This window comes from Marinifilum sp. D714 (genome assembly GCF_030851345.1).
Classification (GTDB): domain Bacteria; phylum Bacteroidota; class Bacteroidia; order Bacteroidales; family Marinifilaceae; genus Marinifilum.
This window is the reverse complement of record NZ_JALPNU010000029.1, coordinates 1-21,995: the sequence shown is the minus strand read 5'-3', so window position 1 is coordinate 21,995 and position 21,995 is coordinate 1. Positions and strand designations below refer to the sequence as shown.

Here is a 21,995-nt window from a genome sequence, read left to right as displayed (position 1 = left end):
ATCGGAATATTAACATACTTTATCCGATTTATCTTGTAGTTTTATGCTTCTAAAGGTTTCTTTACTCTTGAAATCTTTAAAACAATAAACTATGAGACAAATATTAGTAGCTATATTCTTAATAAGCAACTTATCTCCAGTTTTACTATTTGGGCAATCAAATAAAATCCACCCAAATATGGAACATACATACTGGAACTTTATTCGTGATAAAATTTTACCACCTAATGCCAAAGCTTATCGATTCGAAAAAGATATTCGCATTCATCTTAAAGGAGGTTTTAACAAACAAGATTCTGTTTGTATTCAACAATTGATCGGAAAAGTAAAGCCTCTTATCAATACTGTAAACATTGAACTCAATGATTCACTACCTAATATTACATTATGGATTAGAAGTGGAACTGGAGCTAGAGAAATTCATAATTTTTATGGTCTAAAAAAGTATGGAACCATCATATCTCAAGAGCATCAATTCTCATTTGATGATATGGAACAAACTGTACGAAAACCATATTTAGAATATTATTTGATTAGTAGTTTAACTGCAAAGCAGCAAAATCCAACTGGAGATACAGGCATTGCGCAAAGTATTTTTCATGAAGATGATCCCATCAAAACTAAATTTACCGAAGCAGATCAATTTTTGATACAAAAACTATATTCAAAAGATTTTTACAGTCAGTTTAAATCCAATTTTAATGGTTCGTTTATTGAATATTATTATTATCGGTTTGGAGATAGAATTCGATTTACCAGTGAGGCAATCGCAATTATACTAGGATTTGTTTCTCTGCTCTTACTGCTAAAATTCCATTTGATTAAAACCGAATCAAAAAATTGGAAAGAGTTTGTAAAACAAGGCTTTCTGATCATCAATTGTATACTTTTCTTTTATCTGCTTTCACAACGATTTACTGAATATAAATTCATTGTCTGGCCAGATATTCTAAAAATCGTTTTGCTAACGCAAGTATTGTTATTTTTTGAATTGTTATTCATTTATCTAATCGAGAAAAGATTCAAAGTTCAAAAGATCTCAACCAAGCTCATCAAACAATCGGTGACAACATTCGTTTTTACCTATTTCTTCTTTATTGGATATTCTTATATTTTGCCTTTAAGTTTATCGTATAAAGCTTATTGGAATTGGGAATTGAGTTTTGAGCAATTGACAATTGTAATCATGATAGTTTGCTTTAGGCTGATTTTTAACTTTACCAATTTTCAAAACATACAAGAAATCAGACTTCGAGATATGGAGTTGTCAAAATTGAAGCTATTAAAAACCAAGGCTGAACTTCAATCATTACATTCAAGAATTAACCCGCATTTCTTATACAATTCATTAAACTCGATTGCAACACTTGCCCATATCAGCCCAGAAAAAACCGAAGATATGGCTCTTGAACTATCTGATTTTTTCAGATATGCAATAAACCACAACAATCAGGATATGATTGAAATAAAAAAGGAGGTTGAAATTACTAGAACTTATTTACAAATAGAAAAAGTTCGCTTTGGTGAAAAATTAGATTTTCAAATTGATATAGATGAAGAAATTGAAACCAGTTTGGTTCCACGCTTTTTAATACAACCACTTATTGAGAACTCCATAAAACATGGAATTTCGAAAATTCAGGATGCAGGTAAAATTAAACTGGAAATCAAAAAGAAAGCTGATGAATTGACGATTAAAGTTCATGATAATGGTCCGGATTTCCCTGACACTCCAATTTCTGGTTATGGCCTAAGAAGTCTGTATGAGAAATTAGATATTATTTATGAAAAATCAGCAAGAATCACATGGCAGAACCAGCCCAACAAATACATTTGCATAAGCCTGCCACTTTCACAAAAACCTTTACCGCATGAAAACTAAATACAAATCAATCGTAATTGATGACGAACAACTGGCAAGACTACGTTTGATCAACTTATTAGCTCCGCATAATGACAGAGTTGAAATTATTGGAGAGGCAGACAATGGCAAGCAGGCAATTGAAATGATTAACCATTTGAAACCTGATTTAATTTTCTTAGACATTCAAATGCCAGAAAAATCAGGTTTTGACATACTAAAGGAACTGCATCATCAACCTCTTGTGATTTTTTGTACTGCACACGATGAATATGCTCTTTTGGCTTTCGAAACTGCAAGCATCGACTACCTTTTAAAGCCTATAAAAAAAGAACGTTTGGAAAAAACCATTGAAAAATTAGAGCTCATCGAAAGAGAAAATAATTTAAGTAAACTGGAAGAAATTCTTGCAAAACAGTTCAGTACAATTACAAAAAAAGAGTTGAGCTCAATACCTGTAAAGCTAGGAGATCGAGTAGCCTTTGTCGCCATAGAAGACATCACTCATTTTAAAGCTGAAGATAAATACGTCAGCATAAATAATAATGAAGGAAAAGAATTCATTATTGATCATAGCTTAAACTACCTTGAACAAAAGTTAGATGAAAACTTTTTACGTGTTCATAGATCCTGTATCGTAAATACCATGTATATAAAAGAAATAAAAAGATACCTGGGAGGACGTTACATTCTTCAACTTAATGATGAAAGGCAAACCAAAATCACAAGTGGAAAGAATTATCACGATAAAATTAAGAGTTTAATGATTTTCTAATTTACTCACCTTATCTAAAACACACATGGAATTCTAATTCCAAACATCTTGGAACCATAGTTCCAAAATGTAAGGAAAAGCAATTCCAAACTGTTTGGAAAGGGTATTCCATAGTGTTTGGAAAGATAAGTGCTAACTATTTTTCCTGCTCCAATAAGTCTGACATTGTAATTACCATTGCAAACTCCTCATGCAAACTGGCCAATGCCGTATCATGAATCAGCTGAGCAGGATATTTTTCTCCATTCACTCCTATTTTATCGAAGGTGGCAAGCGCATCTTCGATTAAATAGGTTTCGAAGCCAAAGTTCCCCGCCATTCTGCTTGTGGTAGAAATACAATGATCAGTGGTTAATCCAACAATCACCAATTTTGTGATCCCTTTTTCATCGAGTTGCTTTTTCAAATCAGTTCCAATAAAGGCAGAGTTTACATTCTTCTGAATGATAGGTTCATTCTCAATTGGTTTTGTCAATTCCATGAACTCGTTGCCAGGCATATTGGATTCCAAAGGTGAGCCCTTAGTAGTAGAACAGTGCTGAACATGATATAAAGGCAAGCCTTTATCGCGCCAGGCTTTTAGAATTTTTGAGGCTTTTAGCTCTGCATCCGGATTGTTTCTACCTCCACCCCAATACTCAATATCTTCAAATCCATTTTGAAGATCGATTAATAGCAATGCTGTTTTATGGTCTATATTCATGTTCTAGATATATTTAAGCTAAATATCGTAATACCGATTATTAATTAACTAATTTAAATATCGGCATTTCGATTTAATATTTCACAGTTTCGCTTAAAGCTCACTTTGAAACTTAAATGGTATAAGATTCTTCGAAAACAGCTAATTCATGTTTACAGGCTTCAACAAATGCTTCTTTTACTTGCTCTTTATGTTCTGATTCAACAGAATTGCTCTCAACTATTTCGATAAATTTTTGAGTGTAATATTGGTATTCATCACCAGCATAGGTATCGATAAATTTCTGGTAAGGATTATTGCTAACATTCTTTTGAATAATGGTATCAGCGACAGCACCATAAATCCAAAAACAAGGCAATAATGCTGCATAAGCTACTTCCAGAGGTGAGTTCTGCGCATGAGTCACCAAGAAATTGGAATAATCTGCGAAAGCCTTGGATTGAATTCCTACCTCTTGCAAATTAAAATGCCTTAGATATTCATTTCTTAACACAAACTCAACCTCTAAACCATCCTTTTCCAAGTTTTTAAAGAAATCTCTGTCCGCATCATTTTTACTTCTCTCAGCTACCATTCCAAGTGCTTCGGCGTCCTTTTTCAAATACAAAATATCCTGAGTCAGATAATGCGAGAAACTCTCCTTACTTAAAGTTCCTGACGCCAGCTCACTTACAAAGCGACAGGAAATTAATTGTTGATATACTGGGAAAGCAACTTCCCAAAGGTCCTCTGTAAATGTTCCTAATACTCGCATGTCTCCATAAGATGGTAAAAGTGATTTACAGGTCCATGCCCTTCTCCAATTTTGTAATCTGATCCGGCAATTATTGCATTATTGATGTACTTTTTGGCCTTTTTAGCAGATTCCTGAAGATCGTATCCTTGTGAAAGGAAAGCAGCAAATGCCGATGACATGGTACACCCAGTGCCATGAGTATTTTTTGTTGTCATGCGAAGAGATTTCATCTCTACACTTTCCTGTGCTTCAAAATCGTAAAACACATCAATCAACTCATTCTCATTCAAATGTCCTGCCTTAAGCAAAACCGAAACCTTGTATTGATTCGCTAAATCAGCAGCACATTCAAACACATCTTCCTGTGTTGGGATTTGTCTTCCCAGAAGAATTTCTGCTTCAGGAATATTAGGAGTTATAACCCTAACCATTGGTATCAACACCTCTCTTAAAGTTGTAATGGCCTCATCCAACAACAATTTATCACCCGAGGTTGCCACCATTACGGGATCAAGAACCACATTTTTAATTTGATATTTTTTCAGAGCATCGGCCACAACATGAATGGTTTCCGAAGAATGCAACATTCCAATTTTTATGGCATCAGCACCAATATCACTCAAAACCGCATCTATTTGCTCTGCTAATATCTGATTGGGAATCGCATGCACATTGCTTACGCCCACTGTATTTTGTACTGTTATTGCAGTAATAGCTGTAGCTGCATAGGAGCCGCATGCCGAAATGGCTTTAATATCAGCCTGTATTCCTGCTCCACCACCAGAATCGCTTCCTGCGATGCTTAAAACTTTATTGTATTTCATTAATTTACTATTTTATACAGGCCATGTTTCCCTTTTATAAGCACTATCCCAAAACATCCACTCCATTTTAGATGCTTTTACAAAGGCATTCCACATTTTTTTTCTCTTCTCAATAGAAGTATTTACAGCCAAATGATCGCATATTTCTATGGCTTTTTTAACCGCTTGAGCAAACTCTTCACCTCCATAGGTATCTATCCAATTTTGGTATGGATTGTCTTTTTGATCCTGATTTTTCAGAATATAATCTCCCACTTTTTTATAAATCCAAAAGCAAGGTAAGACAGCTGCTGCAGCTTCTTCAACCGAAGCGGCAGCTAATTGCTTATGAATAAAAGAAGTGTAAAGCAAACAAGAAGGTGATACACTACCATTTTGTTTTTGATCTTTCAAATAAAACTGATGCAATGCTTGCTCAACGGCAACGGTATCACTGGCAAAGTTTAAAAAATCTTTCCTTTGTTCTGAGTCTTCCAGTTTAACGGCAATTCCTGCCAACACTTTGCCAAACTCGGCCAGATAAAGGGAATCCTGAGTCAAATAAAATTTGAATTTTTCTCTGTCCAGTTCACCACTCATCAGTTCAATTATAAAAGGATGCTCTAGTATTTGTGTATAAATTCCTTCAATTCTTCTCCAGGCTTCTTCAGACCATTTCATGAATCAATTGCTTTAAGTGATAAACTCCTGTTAACGATTTCCTTCAGTTCTTTTGATGCATTGTAGGGATCTTCTGCACAAACAATTGCTGAAACAACTGCAATTCCATCTGCTCCTGCCTTAATAATATCTGCTGTATTTGCCGAATTAATTCCGCCAATAGCCACAGCCGCATGCTTTGAAAAACTCATAATTTTCTTCACACCATCCAATTCCAACGGCTTGGCAATATCATTCTTGGTTTGAGTAGAAAATACCGGCGATAAACCAATGTAATCTACATCCAATTGGTTCGCCTGCTTTGCCTGTTCAATATTCTCAACCGAAAGTCCAATAATCTTATTTGGTCCTAAAATCTCACGTGCTACTTTATAAGGCAAATCACTCTGACCAATGTGCAAACCTTCTGCATCCACCGCCAAAGCAATATCTAATCGATCATTAATAATTAAAGGCACTTTGTATTTTTCAAGCACTTTTTTGATTTTACTAGCCAGCTGGTAAAAATCTTTCGAACTTGCCTCCTTTTCTCGGATTTGCACCATGCTAACACCTCCTTTTACTGCCTCTTCAACAATATCTTCAAGTGCTTTGCCATTTGCCAATTCTTTATCTGTAACCAGATATAAACTTAAATCTGCTCTCATCATTCTACCGCACAAAATGCTTGTTCAATTTCCACTTGACTTAGATTATACAAACAATCCAAGAAATGCATTTGCATACTTCCAGGTCCATTCGCTTTTGCGCTTGCTAATTCTCCAGTAATTCCCATTACAGTCATTCCATTAACGGCTGCTTCAAATAAATTATCGTTGGTAGCAGCAAAAGCTCCCAATAAAGCAGTTGCCGTACATCCCATTCCTGTTACTTTTTCCATCATGGAAGTTCCAAAGCCAACATTTTCAACTCGATTTCCATCTGTGATATAGTCTACTTCTCCACTAATTACAACAATACACTCGTGCAATTGAGCTAAGTATTTGGCTGAATCGAGTGCCGAATTGGTAGATACAACACTATCAACACCCTTGGTTTTCATTTCCTGGTTCACCAAAGCCATGATTTCAGATGCATTTCCTCTGATAATTTCTGGATTGCAATTGTTAATAATTCTCGTTGCGATTTCGTTTCGATAGGCTGTAGCACCAGCACCAACGGGATCGAAGACAATTGGAATTTTTCTTTCATTGGCCCTTAAGCCCGCAATAATCATCGATTCAACCCATTCTTTTGATAGGGTTCCCATGTTTAACACCAAAGCCGAAGCAATTCCTACCATGTCCTTAACCTCTTCCTGAGCATGTGCCATAACCGGCGATGCCCCAATGGCCAGAAGTGCATTTGCGGTATTATTCATCACCACATAATTGGTAACATTGTGCACTAAGGGAGAATTTTTCCTGATTGCTTCCAGGTTTTCTATAATCACTTTTGGGTTCATAGCATCTAGTTTTTTACAGCACAAATCGCTACGTAATCACCGCTATCATATCCTTCAATTGGTTCTTCAACCACCTTTCGAATATAGAGGATGCTTGGTTAGTGTTTGTGCAAATTGAAGTTCCTTAAAGTTAGCATTTTTTATGATATCAATTTTCTTAATTTGATTATTATACACAACAGTCGGAAACAAAAAAACCGCTCCACGAAAGTGAAACGGTTGTATCTATATGGTTATAATTTATATCAGACAAATCGTTTCCCTACGCTACTATTATGCAGATCAGGTAAAAGGGTAATATCTCAGCCTGAATACATGATTCAAGCACCCCCAACGTTTCGGCAAAGGTAAAATTATTTCACAAAAACTCTTCTATTTATTGTAATAGCCCTCTAAAAAAAATTTGGCAGGATCTTGCGCTATTCGCTGATGGTATTGAGCATCTTCATAAAACGCAGCTGTTACATGTAAGGCAATTCCAATTATTTCCTGTCCAACAGTAAACGATTCTTTATTATAGTTTAAATTACCCAAATTTGGTTTCTCAAACTTCTTAAAACAATCTATTCTAATCGCTTCCTTTTTTGCTTCAAAATTAAAAGGAGCTTTTTGTTCCTTATATTCCTTCCACTTCCTTAAATAATCCTCATCATTTAATACTCGTGCAAAACCTGAAATAGAAACCAATACAAATGCTAATAAACAAACTATCGTTTTCATATGCATATCAATTATTATGACTTAAATATACATTTATCATATCATTAATACAAATTTTATATTCAACAATAAAATTAATTAAAACTATCGCATAACAATAAGTAGGATGTAATTTGTGATTTTGGTAAATTTGGAGAAAAGAGTTTTTGCCTCAACTTGGGCTCCTCTGATTCAAATATAAAGATTGAATATGTATCAAAGAGACTATGTTTTAAGAATGATTGAAATGATCGGTGAATTGATCGCTCAAATTTTAGGTTTGTTGAAAAAAAGAAACACTAAAAAAGCAACCCAAATTCTTGAGAATGCATATCGCGATTTTTTGAAGGAGGATGCATCTTTCTTTAGGAGTTTACCAAAAGAAAATCTTACCAACAGTTTATTGCAAGAACACAACTATACCGATGAACACCTACAGGTATTAGCAGAATTATTTTATGCTGAAGCCGAAATTCAAAGCGCAAAAGAACAAAAAACACTCGCAAACGAATATTACGAGAAATCTTTAATTCTATTTAGTTTCGTTGTCGAAAATTCAACTAATTTTTCCATTAGATTAGAACAGAGAATTAATTTACTTGAGAAGAATATGAATCATTCGTTGTAAGCATTTCGATATGATTGATAAAAAATTTCCTCAAGTGGATCAATTCGAATTGAATTATCTTTCTTTTCAAATTCCACTTGTTGATACTTCTTATAGAACTGGCTCCTAAGATCGTCTCCAACAAGTTGGTATTCTAAATAAGTTTTAGATTTGTAATAATGGACTATTGGAACCAATTCTTTAATCGAGTCATTTTTCTCATGCAAAATCCCATAATACTTTGAAATTGAATCTTCCTGAACACTAAAATCAATTAAACTAAAAACATCATTGGCAAGATTAAGCTTTTTATAGCCAGATATTTGCCTTGTCTCAAAATGCTTTTCTCCATTGATAATATTCCGGTCTGATTTATAAAAGGCTCTAACCCGATGCTTTGCTGGTCGCAATTTTGAAACTTCAAGAGAAATCAAATTTCCAATTTTTTGTCTTGATTGCCCTCCTTTTAAAGTATAGTATCCGTCATACCAATTATCATCCACCCGATAAAAATATCTTACCGTCTGTTTCCAATTTACTTGCCCTCCGAAAGAAACCGTGTGAATATTTGTATCATAGATTATAGCATCTTGCTTACACGTTTTACCCAAAAAAAAGATTGGAAATTTAAAACCATTCCATGCATAAAAAGCAAAAAAAGAAAGAAATACAATTCCAAAAGCCCATGGGTTAATTTTATTCATACGATTAAAGATTTAGCTATACTTATACTATAATTCAAATAATATATTAAATGTAGTTAAATATAATATTTTTCCGTGATTATTACACACATATGACAAATTTCATGTTCTAAAAGACCTAATTTAATTGGTGTTTCATCAAGGAAACAGCTACATTTGTTGATAACCAACTTGAACCTTTATAATGAGTTTTTTCCATAAGAGAACAAAAGCGGATACTGCTTTAAAATATTTTCATAAACCTCCGGGGTATTACAATTGCGCCCAAGCAATTTTTAAAGCATTTCAGGAGGAATACCAAATCACAAACAATCAGATTGTTGAACTTGCCAAATATGGCAATGGTAAAGCTCCCAACGGATACTGTGGAGCTTACTATGCTGCTTTGGAACTGATTAAAGATAAACCTGATTTGAAAGAGGAGTTCACCAAAAGGTTTCAAGAAAAATCTGATCATCTGACTTGCTTCGACATCAGATTTAATTACACAATGTCATGCAAAAACCTGGTAAAACTGGCTGCAAATTTGCTAGACGAAATTGATTCAGAACAAAAGGATTCAGAATGAAACCCATTCAAGTAACTGCTGCAATTATCCGAAAAGGAGATTTTATTTTAGTCGCACAAAGAAATCATCACGATGATTTAGGATTAAAATGGGAATTTCCAGGTGGCAAAATCGAAGCAAACGAAACTGCTGAAGCATGCATGGTTAGAGAACTACATGAAGAATTTGGCATTCAATCAAAAGTAACAGGTTTTCTGGGAGAAAACACTCACAATTATGGCAATAAAATTGTTTGCCTAAAAGCATTTTTTGTTGAACATGTATCGGGAGAATTTCAAAAACGAGTACACCAAAATATCAAGTGGGTACATGTCGATAAATTGAAAGGCATGGACTGGGCTCTTGCCGATATCAAGTTAGTCGATTTACTTCTTGAGCATCTTCAATCAAGCAATTGATTTACCGAATCACGTAAAAAATCTCTGGTATGGTAGTATTCATCAACAATATCTCCATTCCACACCACAATATCCAGATCAATTACTCTCGGACCAAATTTAGGCAAGCTTCTGTCTCTTCCCATCCTATCCTCCAGTCGCTTCAGGTAGTTTCGAAATTCATCAATATCATGTTGCGTTTCTACTTTAACCGCTCCATTAATAAAATCATCCTGATCGGTAATACCTATAGGTGCAGTTTTAACCCATGATGAATGCTTTCCCACTCTATGGTCTTTTGCAAGCAAACATAACATCCTTTTGATATTTTCATTGGGATTTATATTTGATCCTATTCCAATAATGCACGAATTCATATTCTTTAAATTAGATTTTCCGGTTTGCTTCAAGTTCTATGGATACTGACTCTGCAAATCGCAATGCATGAGGCTTATCAACTTCTACTTTAGCCCATTCCACATTGGGATTTTTCATGATCAAATCCAGAACCTGCTGAGTCAAATTTTCAAGCATTTTAAATTTGCCTTCCTGTACCAAAGCTATTACTTTCTTCGTAATCACTTTATAATTGTACGAGTTGTCAACATCATCATTCTTAATGGCCTCACTAACATCGGCTTTAATGCTCATGTTAATTACCACATCCTGTTTGTTTCTTAGTTCTTCAGGATTAAATCCAATGTATGTTCTAATCAGTAAATTCTTAACGCGAATAATTGCCATAATCTAATTTTATAAGAGTTGTTCTCCACCATCGCAGTACAATATCTGCCCGGTTAAGTTTTCGTTTTCCAAAATGTAATCTATCGATTGAAGAATTGGCTGCAATCCGCCTGGTACTTTCATCGGGGTTTTATTAGCCAAATTCTTTAAATATTCCTCCCCTTTTCCCTCAGGCGGTAAAGTTGCACCAGGAGCAATTCCATTTACCCTTATCTCTGGTCCACATTCCAGAGCCATCATTTTTGTGAGGTGAGCTAACCCTACCTTAGAAATGCTATAAGCGGCATGCAAATTTGAATATCCCGAAATTCTCGTATCCAAAAAATTAATAATCAATCCTCTATTGTTATTTAAAACAAAATCTCTTGACACAATGAATGGAGCTTTTAAATTCACATCCATCTGCAGGTTAAAAAGTTTTACATCTGTTTCTCGAATAACACCAGGATCAAAAACCGAAGCATTATTTACCAATAAATCCAATTGCTTAAAGTGATTCATCACCTTGTCGATCAATTGTTCCAACTCCAATTCATTGCTCAAATCACATTGAAAGATTTTGAATTTTTGTGAAGGGTAAGTATTGATCAATTTTGCTTGCAACTCGAGAGCTTCTTTTTTAGATGAGTTGTAGTGCAATGCAATATTATATCCCTTAGCTGCCAAATGTTCAGCTACCTCTTTTCCTATTCTTTTTATAGCTCCAGTTATTAAAGCATTTCTCTCTGTCATTTCAAATGATTTTATCGCTTTCCATTAAAATTAAAAAATATTCAAGCTATTAAGAAATTTATGATAAGATAATTTAAAGATTCACAGAAAATATCATTATTTAATTCCTATTTTTGATCTTTGGATTTAACTATTCTGAAATTTAATAGGTAAAAATGATAAATATTCTAATTGAGGAGGAACTTAAAAGTACGTGGCCTGATCTTAAGCTAGGAGCTATTCAATGTGATGTTGAAACACAAGAGGATTGTCCGGAACTTTGGAAGGAAATAAATGAATTTATTGAGAGAAAGGAAAAAGAATTAGATCCTGAAAAAATAAGGCAATTACCGAGTGTAAAAAGTACAAAATTGGGATATCGCAAAATTGGCAAGGATCCAAGCAGATACAGACCTTCTGCAGAGGCTTTACTAAGAAGAGTTGCAAGTGGCAAAGGCTTGTATAAAATCAATAATGTTGTAGACCTTTTAAATTTGGTCTCGATTGATAGTGGATTCTCCATTGGTGGTTATAATGCAGAAAAAATAAATGGTGATATTCGGTTAGGAATCGGAAGAAAAGATGAACCTTATAAAGGAATAGGACGTGGTGAATTAAATATTGAGTTCTTACCGATTTTCAGAGATGAATTGGGAGCTTTTGGAAGTCCTACCAGCGATTCTGTTCGCACATCGATTACCAATGAATGCTCACAATTTTTAATGATAATTTTAAGCTTTCAAGGAAATCACGAATTACAAAAAGCAATGGACTTTGCCGTTTCATTACTACAAAAACATGCCAAAGGAGACAAAATTGAAACTCAAATCATATAAAGTAGAAAAGTCCGCACATCAAATGCGGACTTTCATTTTCAAGTCTGTGTAGTAATTTCACCTCTTACTCACTTTAGTTTATTGTAATACAAATTTAATCACTGAAGTATAAGATACATTTACAGGTTTACCACGCTGTTTACCAGGTGCAAATTTTGGCAAATTCTTTATCACACGAATTGCCTCCTGATCCAAAGAAGGATCCACCCCGCGCAATACTTCCACATCATAAATGCCACCATCTTTACCCACGATAAATTTTACAAAGACCCTTCCTGTAATTCCATTTTCCTGAGCCAATACAGGGTATCTTAGGCTTTTGTAAATGTGTCGGTACAGTTCTGCATCGCCCTCCTTCCTGGTTTTACAAATATCAGGTCGAAAAATTGGCATTTCTTCAACAATAACAAAGATCTGAGCTTCATCCTCTTCCTCTTCTTCTGCTACAACCTCTCGAATAGGCTGAATATCCACTTCTGTTTCCTGGTTGATTTCTTCCTCAACAATTTCTAATTCTTCTTCAAGTTCAACATCATCTTCAACAATGGTGATAACATCCGCAATCTTGATTTTAGGAGGTAGTTTGGGTGGAGCCTTTATTTCTTCCTGCCTGGTAATCGGAACCATTTCCTCATCAATTGTAAATACTGCCTCCGAAGTAAATTGGGCAGCTTGTTTTACATTTGATTTCCATTCAAACGAAACAAAGGTTACAGCCAGAGCCACGACCAATCCAATTTCAAAGAATAAGGATTTCCGTTTTTCCAAATCAACATTTGGATTCTTTTTAGGAATCATAGCTGTTCATTTTAATGGTAACAAATTGCAATCAACAATAGGTGCATTTAGAGCATAATTCATTAAGATCCATGCTAAAATCGTACCTCATGAGAGGATGAGTTCAAAGAACGTTTTACTTATTAATAGTACGAATTTTGAGCCTTATTGTTTCGGAAAAATCGAACAGCTACACTTTGATATTCAATCTATTGTAATCTAAAATTCACAAAAGCAGAATAATAAACCGGAACAGGTTTTAATCTTTGCATTCCCGGCTTAAACTTTGGCAAACTTTTAAGTACCCGAATTACTTCATTGTCCAAAATTGGATCAACCGAACGAGTTATTTCAATATTAGAAATATCGCCGATTTTGGTAACTACAAACCGAACATATACTTTACCTTGAAGCCCTGCTTCTTGAGCTGCAACCGGGTATTTTACGGACCTTTGTAAAGTTCGAAACAGATCTACATTTCCCTGTTTGTAATTATCATTTTTATTTGGGTTAAAAACTGGCATGTGTTCCACAACCGCAAACGGAATTTCTTCAACAAACTCTTCTGGATCTTCCGTAACCACTAATGGTACTTCTTCATCAGGATTTCCAAATGAATCCTCAGGTTCATAATCTATTTCTTCCTCTTCATTGTCTACCAATAAAGGTGTAAGCAACTCTATTTTCTTAATTTTTGGTGGTTCTTTAGGTTTTTCAGGTTCTGGATAGGTAATCGGTATCAACATATCCATATCGTCCAATACTTCAAGAACAACATCTTTAGGTTCATCAAATGGAACCTCATATTCAAAAGCAGTTAAAACCAACACAAAACTAAAAATCAATCCAAACTGCAAAAACATGATTCTTTTCTTCTCCAAATTATATTTAACATTCTTCTTCTCTTTCATAACTCTTAGAATTAAAGGTTCAACAACAACTAATTTCTTAGTTAATACCTAGAAAAAAATTATTGCAGCACAAACGAAATATATCCGCTAAACCAAACACTTACAGGTCTATTTCTTTGCATACCTGGCTTAAATTTAGGCAAATTACTAACTACTCTAACGGCTTCTTTATCTAGTGATGGATCAACTGAACGAACCACTTTAATGTTAGCAACTTCACCAGTTTTGGTGACAACAAATCTTACAAACACTTTTCCTTGTATTCCATTTTCCTGGGCAATTGTAGGATAACGAGCCATTTTTTGCATGGTAATGAACAAATCTCGTTGTCCTTGCTCGTAAGTTTTGTTCTTTCTGGGATTAAAAACTGGCATCTGCTCCACTTTCACAAATGGCGTATCTTCATCAACTTCTTCATCATCTTCATTTACAGCAACAATATCAAATTCATCATCTTCTGATATGCTTGCATCTTCGATCTCAAGATCATCAATTTCTTCGTCGTCATCTGCTAATAAAAGTTCTGCCAATTCCATCAACTTTACTTTTGGCTGCTCTTTAGGTTTGGGTTTATCCTGTACAGTAATTGGAATAATTTCATCAGTTTCTTCAAGGATATCCATGGTCAATTCCTCAGTTTCGGCAACTGGTGTTTTGTATTCAAAAGCGGCTAAAACAATTAAAAAACTCAGCAAAAAACCGATTTGTAAGAACATTCCTCTTTTCTTTTCTAAATCGTAACGGGGATTCTTTTTTACTTCCATAACATTGAATTTTGGTTAGACAATAAATTGGTTTTGGGTTTTATTCCTAAGAAATTAGTCCTTAGAACTAATTTCTTAGTTAATATACGTAAAAAATTTTATTATTTCAAAGCAAAACGAATAGGAATTGTATAACTCACCTTAACTTTTATTCCTTGTTGCTCTCCCGGAATCCAATAAGGCATACTATTAATAACACGAAGAGCCTCTTCATTTAACTCCACATTAGCACCTTTTATAATTTTTGCATCCGAAACACTGCCATCTTTATTCACATTGAATTTCACATACACCTTCCCTTCGTAACCTTGTTCTGCAGCCAAGATTGGATATCTTAAATTTCGAGCAACCCACTTTCTTAAGCTTCCATTTCCTCCTGGGAATTCTGGCATTTTCTCAACAACTGTATATTCCTGATTGTAATTTTCCAATTTCGCTAAATTATCAGTATGATAATCCGAAGCATTTTTAATTCTTGCAAAAACTGGTTTTCTAATCACTATTGGTTGTTCAATTACAAAATCTTTCAATTTAAAATCAATAGGAAATGTATAAGCCACATTTACCAAATTACCTTTATGCTTCCCTGGAGTCCAATTAGGCAATCCCTTTACTACCCTCAACGCTTCTTTATCCAATTCAGGGGAAACACCTTTATTTACATATACATTTTTAACTTCTCCTGATTTCCCAACAACAAAACTAATAAATACTTTTCCTTCCGTTTTGTTTTTCTTTGCTGCCTTAGGATATCTTATTTCATTGGCGATATACTTCTTCAATACATTTATACCTCCGGGATATTCAGGCATTTCATCAGCAATTCTATAAATTTGATTCGGGCTTACTTCTTCCTTATGCTTTAATGCTGAAATACCACTTGCAGCTGATCCTTGAATGAAGTGCAATTCATCATCGTATGTAGAGTATTGTCTATCCGAAAAAGAATAGAATTGCTTTAATCCATCAGGAATAAATTCATTAAATGAAAAATCTTGGGAAAGTTTTTCCTTTTCTTCAATCGTAAAAGCGAAGGCTGATAATAATACCAAAACAATTGGAAGCAACAGTAAAAGTTTAACCAACGCAATCTTTGGAGTTTTAATTTTACCCAACATCGAAATTCTTTTCTTCAATGTTGATTGACCAAAATTATTTGCCAATCGGAATAAATCACCTCCTGCAAATTGATTGACAATATGCATTTTGTATTCATTCGGGTTAACCGAACCATTCACCACCTTGTCATCAGCTAAATACTCGTGTACTTCCTGGATAGAACTTTTGTACATCCAAACAAAGGGATTAATCCAAAAAACAACCGTAAGCACTTCCAATACCAAAAGATCGAATGTATGCAATTGATCAACATGTACTCTTTCATGAGCCAATATGGAAGAAAATCCTGGTTTTTTATAATCCTGATTGCTTACGAAAATTGCATTTAAAAATGAGAATGGCGGATAATCATCCTTCATTACTACCAACTGTACTCCATTCTCACGAATTCTTTTATTTGTTCTGGTCCAAATAAACAATTGAATCAGGTTTTTGAAAAAACGAAGAGTGAGTAATAATAATCCGATCAGATATATAAATCCAATATACTGGTACCAATTAATATGATTATCGGCAGTAACCACAACTTCCTGCAACATATTTGCACTCAAATATTGCTGAGAAGTTAGTACAACTGCATCAAGCATTGCATAGTCTGATGCTACTGGATTTGATTCAAGCTGAAAAGGTATTTTAAGAGATGGAATTAGTAACGAGGCGGCCAAAGTCAGCATCAAGAACACACGGTTGATCCTGAAAAAGGTATCCCTTTTCAGAAACAACCAATACAAGGCATAAAAGAATGCCATGCAAATTGCTGATTGTAAAAAATATAGAATTACGCCTGTTACCATTCACCGATAATTTTTAAGAGCTTTGCTTTTTTATTTGCTCTTCAACCATTCTTTTAACCTCTTCCAATTCCGATAAGCTAACCTGCTCTTCCTTTGCAAAGAAGGATACCATATCACGGTAGGAGTTCGAGAAATAATTTCTTACAAATCCTTTCATGAATTTGCGAGTATATTCTTTTTTGGTAATTAATGGGTGATATCTATGACTTTTACCGAATGCAACATGCCCAACAAATCCTTTTTTCTCAAGAATTCGAACAATTGTTGAAACGGTATTGTAAGCTGGTTTTGGCTCAGGAATGCGCTCTATTACTTCCTTTACAAAGGCACTTTCAAGTTCCCAAAGGATCTGCATCACCTGTTCTTCAGCCCTAGTTAATTCTTTCATTATTATTTGTATTATTTAAAGTGGGACAATTTGTTTTTGTTTATAAATCTTGTTTTTTGACTTCTGACTTAAATATAGAACTATATATTTAGTTTTCCAATACTGATGAATAAAAATCATCAATAAAATCAATAAGCTACCAATAGCTTGATGTAATAGTATTATTATACCATTTAAATTTCAAAGTCAGCTTAAAGCGAAACTTTGAAATATTAAATTGAAATGCCGATACAGAATCACAGACTGTTTTTTATCAATCGCTTTGATTCGTAATCAGTAATACTTGTTTATTTGAAATGAATCTGCATCAAGATGCACAGGAAATTTGGTCCTAAAATTGTTTAATTGGCTCAAACTTATGCTGTAAGTTTGAATGATTGTTTTATGATCTTCACATTTTGTAAGAAGCTTTCCTTTGGCATCGAAAAGGGATGAATCTCCTGTGTATGATAAATTCATACCATCTTCCCCTACTCGATTCACACCTATCACATAACTCTGATTTTCAATTGCTCTTGCTTTTAAAAGGGTGTTCCATACTTCTCTTCGGGGTTGAGGCCAGTTGGCAACATACAGCAATAAATCATATTCATCAACTCCTCGACTCCAAACCGGGAAGCGCAAATCGTAGCAAACTAATGGGCAAATTCTCCATTTTCCAATCGTAAAAATCACTCGCTCATTTCCTGCTCGAAAATGCTTTTCTTCTTCTCCCATTCGAAACAAATGTCTTTTATCGTAATGGGCCATAACTCCCTCTGCATTTACAACATATAACCTGTTGTAATACTCAGAGTTTTCTTCAACAATAATGCTTCCCAGTATTACAGTTTGAAGCTGCGATGCCCATTTCTGCATCCAACTAATTGTCATCTCAGCAAATGGCGAAACCTTGTCTTTGTTCTTCATCAAAAACCCAGAAGTAAACATCTCTGGTAAGACGATTAAATCACTTTCCTCCTCAATTTTTCCAAGGAGTTCAGAAAAATGATTCAAATTGGCTTCTACATCTCCCCAAATCAATTCGGATTGAACCAAGCTAACTTTTAACAGATCGGACATAACAAACAAATTTACAAGCCAGTAGAAAATTTCTCAGGATGTTTTGGCTTTGAGTTTATATAATTGCTCTTAATAATTTTCATATCCTCTTCAACATTTCCTGTAGGATAAAAAGGTTCTCCACAAGTTAAGGTTTTATCCTCATAATTGATTTCCGCCAGGTAAATGGGTACATTTGCTTTTAAAGCGATAAAGTAAAATCCTTTCTTCCAGTCTGTTCTCAAACTTCTGCTGCCTTCTGGTGCTATTGAAATATATAGAGATTCTCTTTTCGAAAACTCTTCGGCCAATTGATCGGTCATATTCCCTTTTTTCGATCGATCAACCGGAATTACTCCCCATGATTTTAGAAGATATTTTAATGGAAAAACATAGAGTTCTTTCTTCATTAAAATGGTAGTTTTTACATTGTGCGACAGAAAAGCCAACTTTCCCCAAACAAAATCCCAATTGGAAGTGTGAGGAACTGCAATAATTACAGCTTTTTTTACTTCCGGAATATCACCAATATATTTCCAACCGAACATTCTCATGATCAGTCTACTGATACTTGCTCTCATAATCTTGTATTGAATCTAATGCAAAACAATCAATTCTTTATCGGTAAAACAACCTTTCCTCAAAGAAAATCTCTGAAAATAGCGCAGATTGGGCCAAGTATTCCTCTAAAAATTATTTATTTTTGCAGAATCTTACTATTCTTACAATTAATTTAAAGCTTACACACTAAAAAACATATTCACTTTGGCTTTTATACAAAAAGACGCAATTTTCTCAGGAAAATGGTTTTATAATTACTCACTGGTTATTGTCGGAGCATTTATCATGGCTGCTGGCTTTGTATTCTTTATAGTTCCGCACGATTTGGTTCCAGGTAGTATTTATGGAATCGGAATTGTAATCAACAAACTGACTCAAGGTCTATTTCCTCAAGGTTTGTTTGGCACTTTAAATCCTGATGATTATACCGGATTCTTCTCGAGTATCCTGTACCACTTTATGGATTATTCAAACGATTTGTTTCGAAAGTTTGGTGGAGGAATTCCAGTTGGGATTGCAAGTTTGGCTATTAATATTCCGTTAAGCTTTATTGGTGTAAAAGTTTTAGGACCACGATTTGGTATAAAAACCATACTGTCTTTTGTGTTGTGCGCTTTGTTTTTAGATACAATTACAGCCTGGTGGGGCGTAATTCCATTGGTTGATGACGTATTGCTTTCCTGTATTTTCGGAGGTATTTTTATTGGATTTGGCTTGGGTTTAATTCTAAAAGCCAGAGCTACTTCGGCAGGTTCGGATATTTTGGCAATGATTGTTGCTAAATTCGCAAAAACACCACTTGGTCAAACCGTTATTTATATCGATTTTCTAATCGTTTTAAGTTGTTTATACATCCAACTCGATTGGCAAATTCCATTGTATTCGCTGGTAGTACTATTTATTATTGGTAAGGTTACTGATATTACCTTGCAAGGTTCATCCTACGAAAAAGCTTTATTTATTGTATCGGATCAATACGAAGAGATCAAAAACAAGGTAATTGGAGATATGAACAGAGGTGGCACTTTCTTAAAAGGAACCGGAATGTATGACGGAAGTGAAAAAAATATGATTTTCATGGTAGTTAACCGCCGTGAATTATCGATGCTCCAGGATTACATCCACTCAATCGATCCTGAAGCCTTTGTAACGGTTATGGAAACCAACGAAATTTTGGGGAAAGGATTTAAATCTTTAGATGATAAACCTGCATGATTAACGTGAGTTCAATGTAAATAATGCAGTTCCTTATAAAAACAGAAAGCAATCCTTATTTGGATTGCTTTTTTATTTTAGCCAATACTCTTTGAAATTTTGTCGTCTGTAGCTCTTTCATTTTATCGCGTAAAATATCAGATCCCGCAATTGGGATTTCGGCATTTCCAATTTTTAAAAACATGCGGAACAACTCCCGATCTATTTCCGGAATTTCCGATAAATCCATTCGAGATACATACAAGCGAAGTTGCTCCTCCTCTTCTATGCTTGTGCTTCCCGCATAGTATTTGGTAAGCAATTCATGACAAGAAAATTCCTTTAGAATGCCTTCGGGGTCCACCTGTACACGAATTAATTTTCGAGCTTCGGCCAACATCGACTGTACATTATTTAATCCGAGTCCTACAATTTTTGATATGTCATCAATACTCATTCTTAACAAAGAGCGCAAACAAAAGATCTCAGCTTGAATGGGGGCCAATTCTTCCAATAACTTACAAAAATGTATCAGTATAGGATCAACTTCGTCATTTTGATTAAGAGCTACTCCCGATCCAATTTTACTATTCACTTCTTTTTTTGCCAAATCTCTCGCGATTTTAAACACAGGAGTCAAATCGGAATGAGATAGCACTTTCCTTTTGTGCCAGCACTCCTCGAATGTTTTTCCAACGATTTGAATGGTTTGTTCAGAATTCTTAAGAATACAAAATACATAGCAGTATATCTTGTTCGCGTTGGAAAAGATAAAAGTATTGAAGTGAGATTTGTCCATTAGTCAAGTAGTAGAAGATGTATTGTATGATACCCGTTTTTTAAAAGTAAATTATACTTACAAGGCCTGTAAATGTTACAAAATGCAAGAAAAAAGCGAGTATTTAAACTCGCTTCAAATTATCCTTTTTTACTTTAAAGGAGAATTAGGTTCCTTTGCCATATGATTATATGTAAGTTTTTCAAGTAATGATGGGAACCATTTTTTCAACCATACCGTTAGTTTCCCCTCCATAAAAGTCATAATCAACTCTCTTTTTCGCTTTACAACTGCATTGGCAATTAAACGTGCACATTCTTCGGCACTCATCATCTTGCTTTCGTCACGTGGTGTTTCGCCCTGCGAAGAACCATCAGCTGTTAAAGCCACATTTCTTACATTAGATGCTGTAAAGCCAGGTGCTGCCACCAAAACATGAACACCTGTTTTTAGGTTTTCAACTCTTAAGGTATCCAGGAATCCACGAATTGCATATTTCGATGCCGAATATCCAGTACGAGCTGGCAAGCCAATATAACCTGCAATAGAAATTACACCCACAACCGAACCTTTTGCTTTGGTAATATAAGGCATTGCATACTTTGTACAATATACAGTACCCCAAAAATTCACGTCCATCAATTGTTTGAGCACCGACAATTCCAAATCTGCAAACATCGCTCTCATCGAAATTCCTGCATTGTTAATCAATACATCAATTGCACCGAATCTTTCAACGGTTTTGTCAATTAAATTCTTACAATCCTCCTCAATGCTAACATCGGTTTTTACTGATAATACCTCATTTCCTTTGGCAAGAATCTCCTCTTCTACTTCTTTTAGTTTTTCAACATTTCTTGCTGCAAGCACAATTTTAGATCCACGAGAAGCAAACTCGAATGCCAATGCTTTTCCAATACCAGATGATGCTCCGGTAATCACTACGATTTTATCATTCATAAGGAAGATTTATTTTGCAATTTTTGTGTCCATTTGCATGAACTTAGATAATGAATCACAAAATTAGAATTATTTTTTACGCTTTTTACGAGCTTCTTCAATTTTTTGAAATTAAAAAGAAGATCAAATTTTGCTCATTTTTTCACCAAAAACGGCCATTATCATAAGCAGACAAAGCAGTTTTTTAAATTTTGTATTTTTTTTTCAATTTCTTTTCGGTTTTATATCAATTTACGAACCAAGGATATAAATTAAATCGGGTTGGTTTCTGCGGTGAAAAACCTACAAATTCCGTAAAATTGAGTTTGCGATTTAAATTTAATCGCTCTATATTTGCATCGCTTTTGAAAACAAAGGCTACACAATGATTCCTTAGCTCAGCTGGTAGAGCACAACACTTTTAATGTTGGGGTCCTGGGTTCGAACCCCAGAGGGATCACTAAAGACAACCAAAGTCTT

General features: G+C 34.6%; 27 protein-coding genes, 1 tRNA gene and 1 riboswitch. Of the genes, 8 read left to right on the top strand and 20 right to left on the bottom strand.

All coding sequences use genetic code 11. From position 1 onward, the window contains the following. The first annotated feature begins 91 nt into the window (after nucleotides 1-91). Nucleotides 92-1,882, top strand: a complete 1,791-nt coding sequence (locus M0051_RS17590) for a sensor histidine kinase (protein WP_306742857.1) — start codon at nucleotides 92-94, stop codon at nucleotides 1,880-1,882. Continuing rightward, on the top strand, nucleotides 1,872-2,636 hold the full coding sequence (locus M0051_RS17585; RefSeq protein ID WP_306742856.1) for a LytTR family DNA-binding domain-containing protein: 765 nt from the start codon (nucleotides 1,872-1,874) through the stop codon (nucleotides 2,634-2,636). The genes M0051_RS17590 and M0051_RS17585 overlap by 11 nt, the downstream gene beginning before the upstream one ends. Nucleotides 2,637-2,772: 136 nt before the next feature. Here M0051_RS17585 and M0051_RS17580 read toward each other — a convergent pair whose 3' ends face one another. The 7 genes from M0051_RS17580 to M0051_RS17550 form a co-directional block, all read right to left on the bottom strand. Continuing rightward, on the bottom strand, nucleotides 2,773-3,339 hold the full coding sequence (locus M0051_RS17580) for a cysteine hydrolase family protein (protein ID WP_306742854.1): 567 nt from the start codon (nucleotides 3,337-3,339) through the stop codon (nucleotides 2,773-2,775). Between the two features lie 112 nt (nucleotides 3,340-3,451). Further along, complete coding sequence (locus M0051_RS17575) at nucleotides 3,452-4,093, bottom strand: TenA family protein (protein ID WP_306742853.1); 642 nt, start codon at nucleotides 4,091-4,093, stop codon at nucleotides 3,452-3,454. Beyond that, nucleotides 4,081-4,899, bottom strand: a complete 819-nt coding sequence (thiD, locus tag M0051_RS17570) for a bifunctional hydroxymethylpyrimidine kinase/phosphomethylpyrimidine kinase (RefSeq protein WP_306742852.1) — start codon at nucleotides 4,897-4,899, stop codon at nucleotides 4,081-4,083. Before thiD ends, M0051_RS17575 begins: the two co-directional genes overlap by 13 nt. Before the next feature lie 12 nt (nucleotides 4,900-4,911). Further along, entirely contained in the window at nucleotides 4,912-5,559 is a 648-nt protein-coding gene (tenA, locus tag M0051_RS17565) for a thiaminase II (RefSeq protein WP_306742851.1), read from the bottom strand. Further along, nucleotides 5,556-6,209 carry a thiamine phosphate synthase gene (gene thiE / locus M0051_RS17560; protein ID WP_306742850.1) on the bottom strand — a complete coding sequence of 218 codons (654 nt, stop codon included), beginning with the start codon at nucleotides 6,207-6,209 and terminating at the stop codon, nucleotides 5,556-5,558. Before thiE ends, tenA begins: the two co-directional genes overlap by 4 nt. After that, the gene (gene thiM / locus M0051_RS17555; RefSeq protein WP_306742849.1) at nucleotides 6,206-7,003 is read right to left on the bottom strand and encodes a hydroxyethylthiazole kinase; all 798 of its coding nucleotides are present in this window, start codon (nucleotides 7,001-7,003) and stop codon (nucleotides 6,206-6,208) included. Before thiM ends, thiE begins: the two co-directional genes overlap by 4 nt. A 242-nt stretch (nucleotides 7,004-7,245) precedes the next feature. Further along, nucleotides 7,246-7,345: riboswitch (TPP riboswitch) on the bottom strand. A gap of 30 nt (nucleotides 7,346-7,375) precedes the next feature. Next, nucleotides 7,376-7,723 carry a hypothetical protein gene (locus M0051_RS17550; protein ID WP_306742848.1) on the bottom strand — a complete coding sequence of 116 codons (348 nt, stop codon included), beginning with the start codon at nucleotides 7,721-7,723 and terminating at the stop codon, nucleotides 7,376-7,378. Between the two features lie 190 nt (nucleotides 7,724-7,913). Between M0051_RS17550 and M0051_RS17545 the strand changes: the two genes are divergently transcribed. Then, nucleotides 7,914-8,330 (top strand): hypothetical protein, encoded by a 417-nt coding sequence (locus M0051_RS17545; RefSeq protein WP_306742847.1) that lies wholly within the window; start codon nucleotides 7,914-7,916, stop codon nucleotides 8,328-8,330. Here the strand turns inward: M0051_RS17545 and M0051_RS17540 are convergent. Next, nucleotides 8,318-9,013 (bottom strand): hypothetical protein, encoded by a 696-nt coding sequence (locus M0051_RS17540; RefSeq protein WP_306742846.1) that lies wholly within the window; start codon nucleotides 9,011-9,013, stop codon nucleotides 8,318-8,320. The two genes, M0051_RS17545 and M0051_RS17540, sit on opposite strands and share 13 nt — an antisense overlap. 184 nt (nucleotides 9,014-9,197) lie before the next feature. Between M0051_RS17540 and M0051_RS17535 the strand changes: the two genes are divergently transcribed. Together M0051_RS17535 and M0051_RS17530 are read left to right on the top strand one after the other, a co-directional pair. After that, nucleotides 9,198-9,581 (top strand): C-GCAxxG-C-C family (seleno)protein, encoded by a 384-nt coding sequence (locus tag M0051_RS17535; RefSeq protein ID WP_306742845.1) that lies wholly within the window; start codon nucleotides 9,198-9,200, stop codon nucleotides 9,579-9,581. After that, nucleotides 9,578-9,979, top strand: a complete 402-nt coding sequence (locus M0051_RS17530; protein ID WP_306742843.1) for a (deoxy)nucleoside triphosphate pyrophosphohydrolase — start codon at nucleotides 9,578-9,580, stop codon at nucleotides 9,977-9,979. The genes M0051_RS17535 and M0051_RS17530 overlap by 4 nt, the downstream gene beginning before the upstream one ends. Here the strand turns inward: M0051_RS17530 and folK are convergent. Genes folK through M0051_RS17515 form a run of 3 tightly spaced genes read right to left on the bottom strand, consistent with a single transcriptional unit; the run spans nucleotide 9,964 to nucleotide 11,434 of the window. Then, a complete protein-coding gene (gene folK / locus M0051_RS17525; protein WP_306742841.1) occupies nucleotides 9,964-10,335 on the bottom strand; it encodes a 2-amino-4-hydroxy-6-hydroxymethyldihydropteridine diphosphokinase in 372 nt (123 codons plus the stop codon). The genes M0051_RS17530 and folK overlap by 16 nt on opposite strands. A 10-nt stretch (nucleotides 10,336-10,345) precedes the next feature. Next, on the bottom strand, nucleotides 10,346-10,702 hold the full coding sequence (gene folX, locus M0051_RS17520; protein ID WP_306742840.1) for a dihydroneopterin triphosphate 2'-epimerase: 357 nt from the start codon (nucleotides 10,700-10,702) through the stop codon (nucleotides 10,346-10,348). 9 nt (nucleotides 10,703-10,711) lie between these two features. Next, nucleotides 10,712-11,434 (bottom strand): SDR family oxidoreductase, encoded by a 723-nt coding sequence (locus M0051_RS17515; RefSeq protein WP_306742839.1) that lies wholly within the window; start codon nucleotides 11,432-11,434, stop codon nucleotides 10,712-10,714. Between the two features lie 155 nt (nucleotides 11,435-11,589). Between M0051_RS17515 and M0051_RS17510 the strand changes: the two genes are divergently transcribed. Next, nucleotides 11,590-12,249, top strand: a complete 660-nt coding sequence (locus M0051_RS17510) for a B3/4 domain-containing protein (RefSeq protein WP_306742838.1) — start codon at nucleotides 11,590-11,592, stop codon at nucleotides 12,247-12,249. Between the two features lie 78 nt (nucleotides 12,250-12,327). Here the strand turns inward: M0051_RS17510 and M0051_RS17505 are convergent, their stop codons facing one another. The 7 genes from M0051_RS17505 to M0051_RS17475 all read right to left on the bottom strand — a co-directional run bounded on the left by M0051_RS17505 (nucleotide 12,328) and on the right by M0051_RS17475 (nucleotide 18,624). After that, nucleotides 12,328-13,047 carry an energy transducer TonB gene (locus M0051_RS17505; RefSeq protein ID WP_306742837.1) on the bottom strand — a complete coding sequence of 240 codons (720 nt, stop codon included), beginning with the start codon at nucleotides 13,045-13,047 and terminating at the stop codon, nucleotides 12,328-12,330. A gap of 188 nt (nucleotides 13,048-13,235) precedes the next feature. Beyond that, nucleotides 13,236-13,937, bottom strand: a complete 702-nt coding sequence (locus tag M0051_RS17500) for an energy transducer TonB (RefSeq protein WP_306742836.1) — start codon at nucleotides 13,935-13,937, stop codon at nucleotides 13,236-13,238. Between the two features lie 59 nt (nucleotides 13,938-13,996). After that, nucleotides 13,997-14,701, bottom strand: coding sequence for an energy transducer TonB (locus M0051_RS17495; protein ID WP_306742835.1), 705 nt, complete (start codon nucleotides 14,699-14,701; stop codon nucleotides 13,997-13,999). Nucleotides 14,702-14,802: 101 nt separating this feature from the next. Then, nucleotides 14,803-16,614, bottom strand: a complete 1,812-nt coding sequence (locus M0051_RS17490) for a M56 family metallopeptidase (RefSeq protein WP_306742834.1) — start codon at nucleotides 16,612-16,614, stop codon at nucleotides 14,803-14,805. A 13-nt stretch (nucleotides 16,615-16,627) separates the two neighbouring features. Next, nucleotides 16,628-17,002: a BlaI/MecI/CopY family transcriptional regulator gene (locus M0051_RS17485; RefSeq protein ID WP_054720396.1), complete on the bottom strand. Its 375-nt coding sequence runs from the start codon at nucleotides 17,000-17,002 to the stop codon at nucleotides 16,628-16,630. A gap of 273 nt (nucleotides 17,003-17,275) precedes the next feature. Further along, entirely contained in the window at nucleotides 17,276-18,064 is a 789-nt protein-coding gene (locus M0051_RS17480; RefSeq protein WP_306742833.1) for an amidohydrolase, read from the bottom strand. Nucleotides 18,065-18,075: 11 nt separating this feature from the next. Further along, nucleotides 18,076-18,624 carry a 1-acyl-sn-glycerol-3-phosphate acyltransferase gene (locus M0051_RS17475; RefSeq protein ID WP_306742832.1) on the bottom strand — a complete coding sequence of 183 codons (549 nt, stop codon included), beginning with the start codon at nucleotides 18,622-18,624 and terminating at the stop codon, nucleotides 18,076-18,078. 184 nt (nucleotides 18,625-18,808) lie between these two features. On the opposite strand from M0051_RS17475, the gene M0051_RS17470 reads away from it, so the two are divergent. Beyond that, nucleotides 18,809-19,819, top strand: coding sequence for a YitT family protein (locus M0051_RS17470; protein ID WP_306742831.1), 1,011 nt, complete (start codon nucleotides 18,809-18,811; stop codon nucleotides 19,817-19,819). Between the two features lie 55 nt (nucleotides 19,820-19,874). On the opposite strand, the gene M0051_RS17465 is transcribed toward M0051_RS17470, so the two are convergent. Continuing rightward, a complete protein-coding gene (locus M0051_RS17465) occupies nucleotides 19,875-20,597 on the bottom strand; it encodes an RNA polymerase sigma factor (RefSeq protein ID WP_306742830.1) in 723 nt (240 codons plus the stop codon). Nucleotides 20,598-20,726: 129 nt separating this feature from the next. After that, nucleotides 20,727-21,536 (bottom strand): SDR family oxidoreductase, encoded by an 810-nt coding sequence (locus M0051_RS17460; RefSeq protein WP_306742829.1) that lies wholly within the window; start codon nucleotides 21,534-21,536, stop codon nucleotides 20,727-20,729. 366 nt (nucleotides 21,537-21,902) lie between these two features. Here M0051_RS17460 and M0051_RS17455 point away from each other — a divergent pair. Beyond that, nucleotides 21,903-21,975 (top strand) — tRNA-Lys (locus M0051_RS17455). The last annotated feature ends 20 nt before the right edge of the window (nucleotides 21,976-21,995 follow it).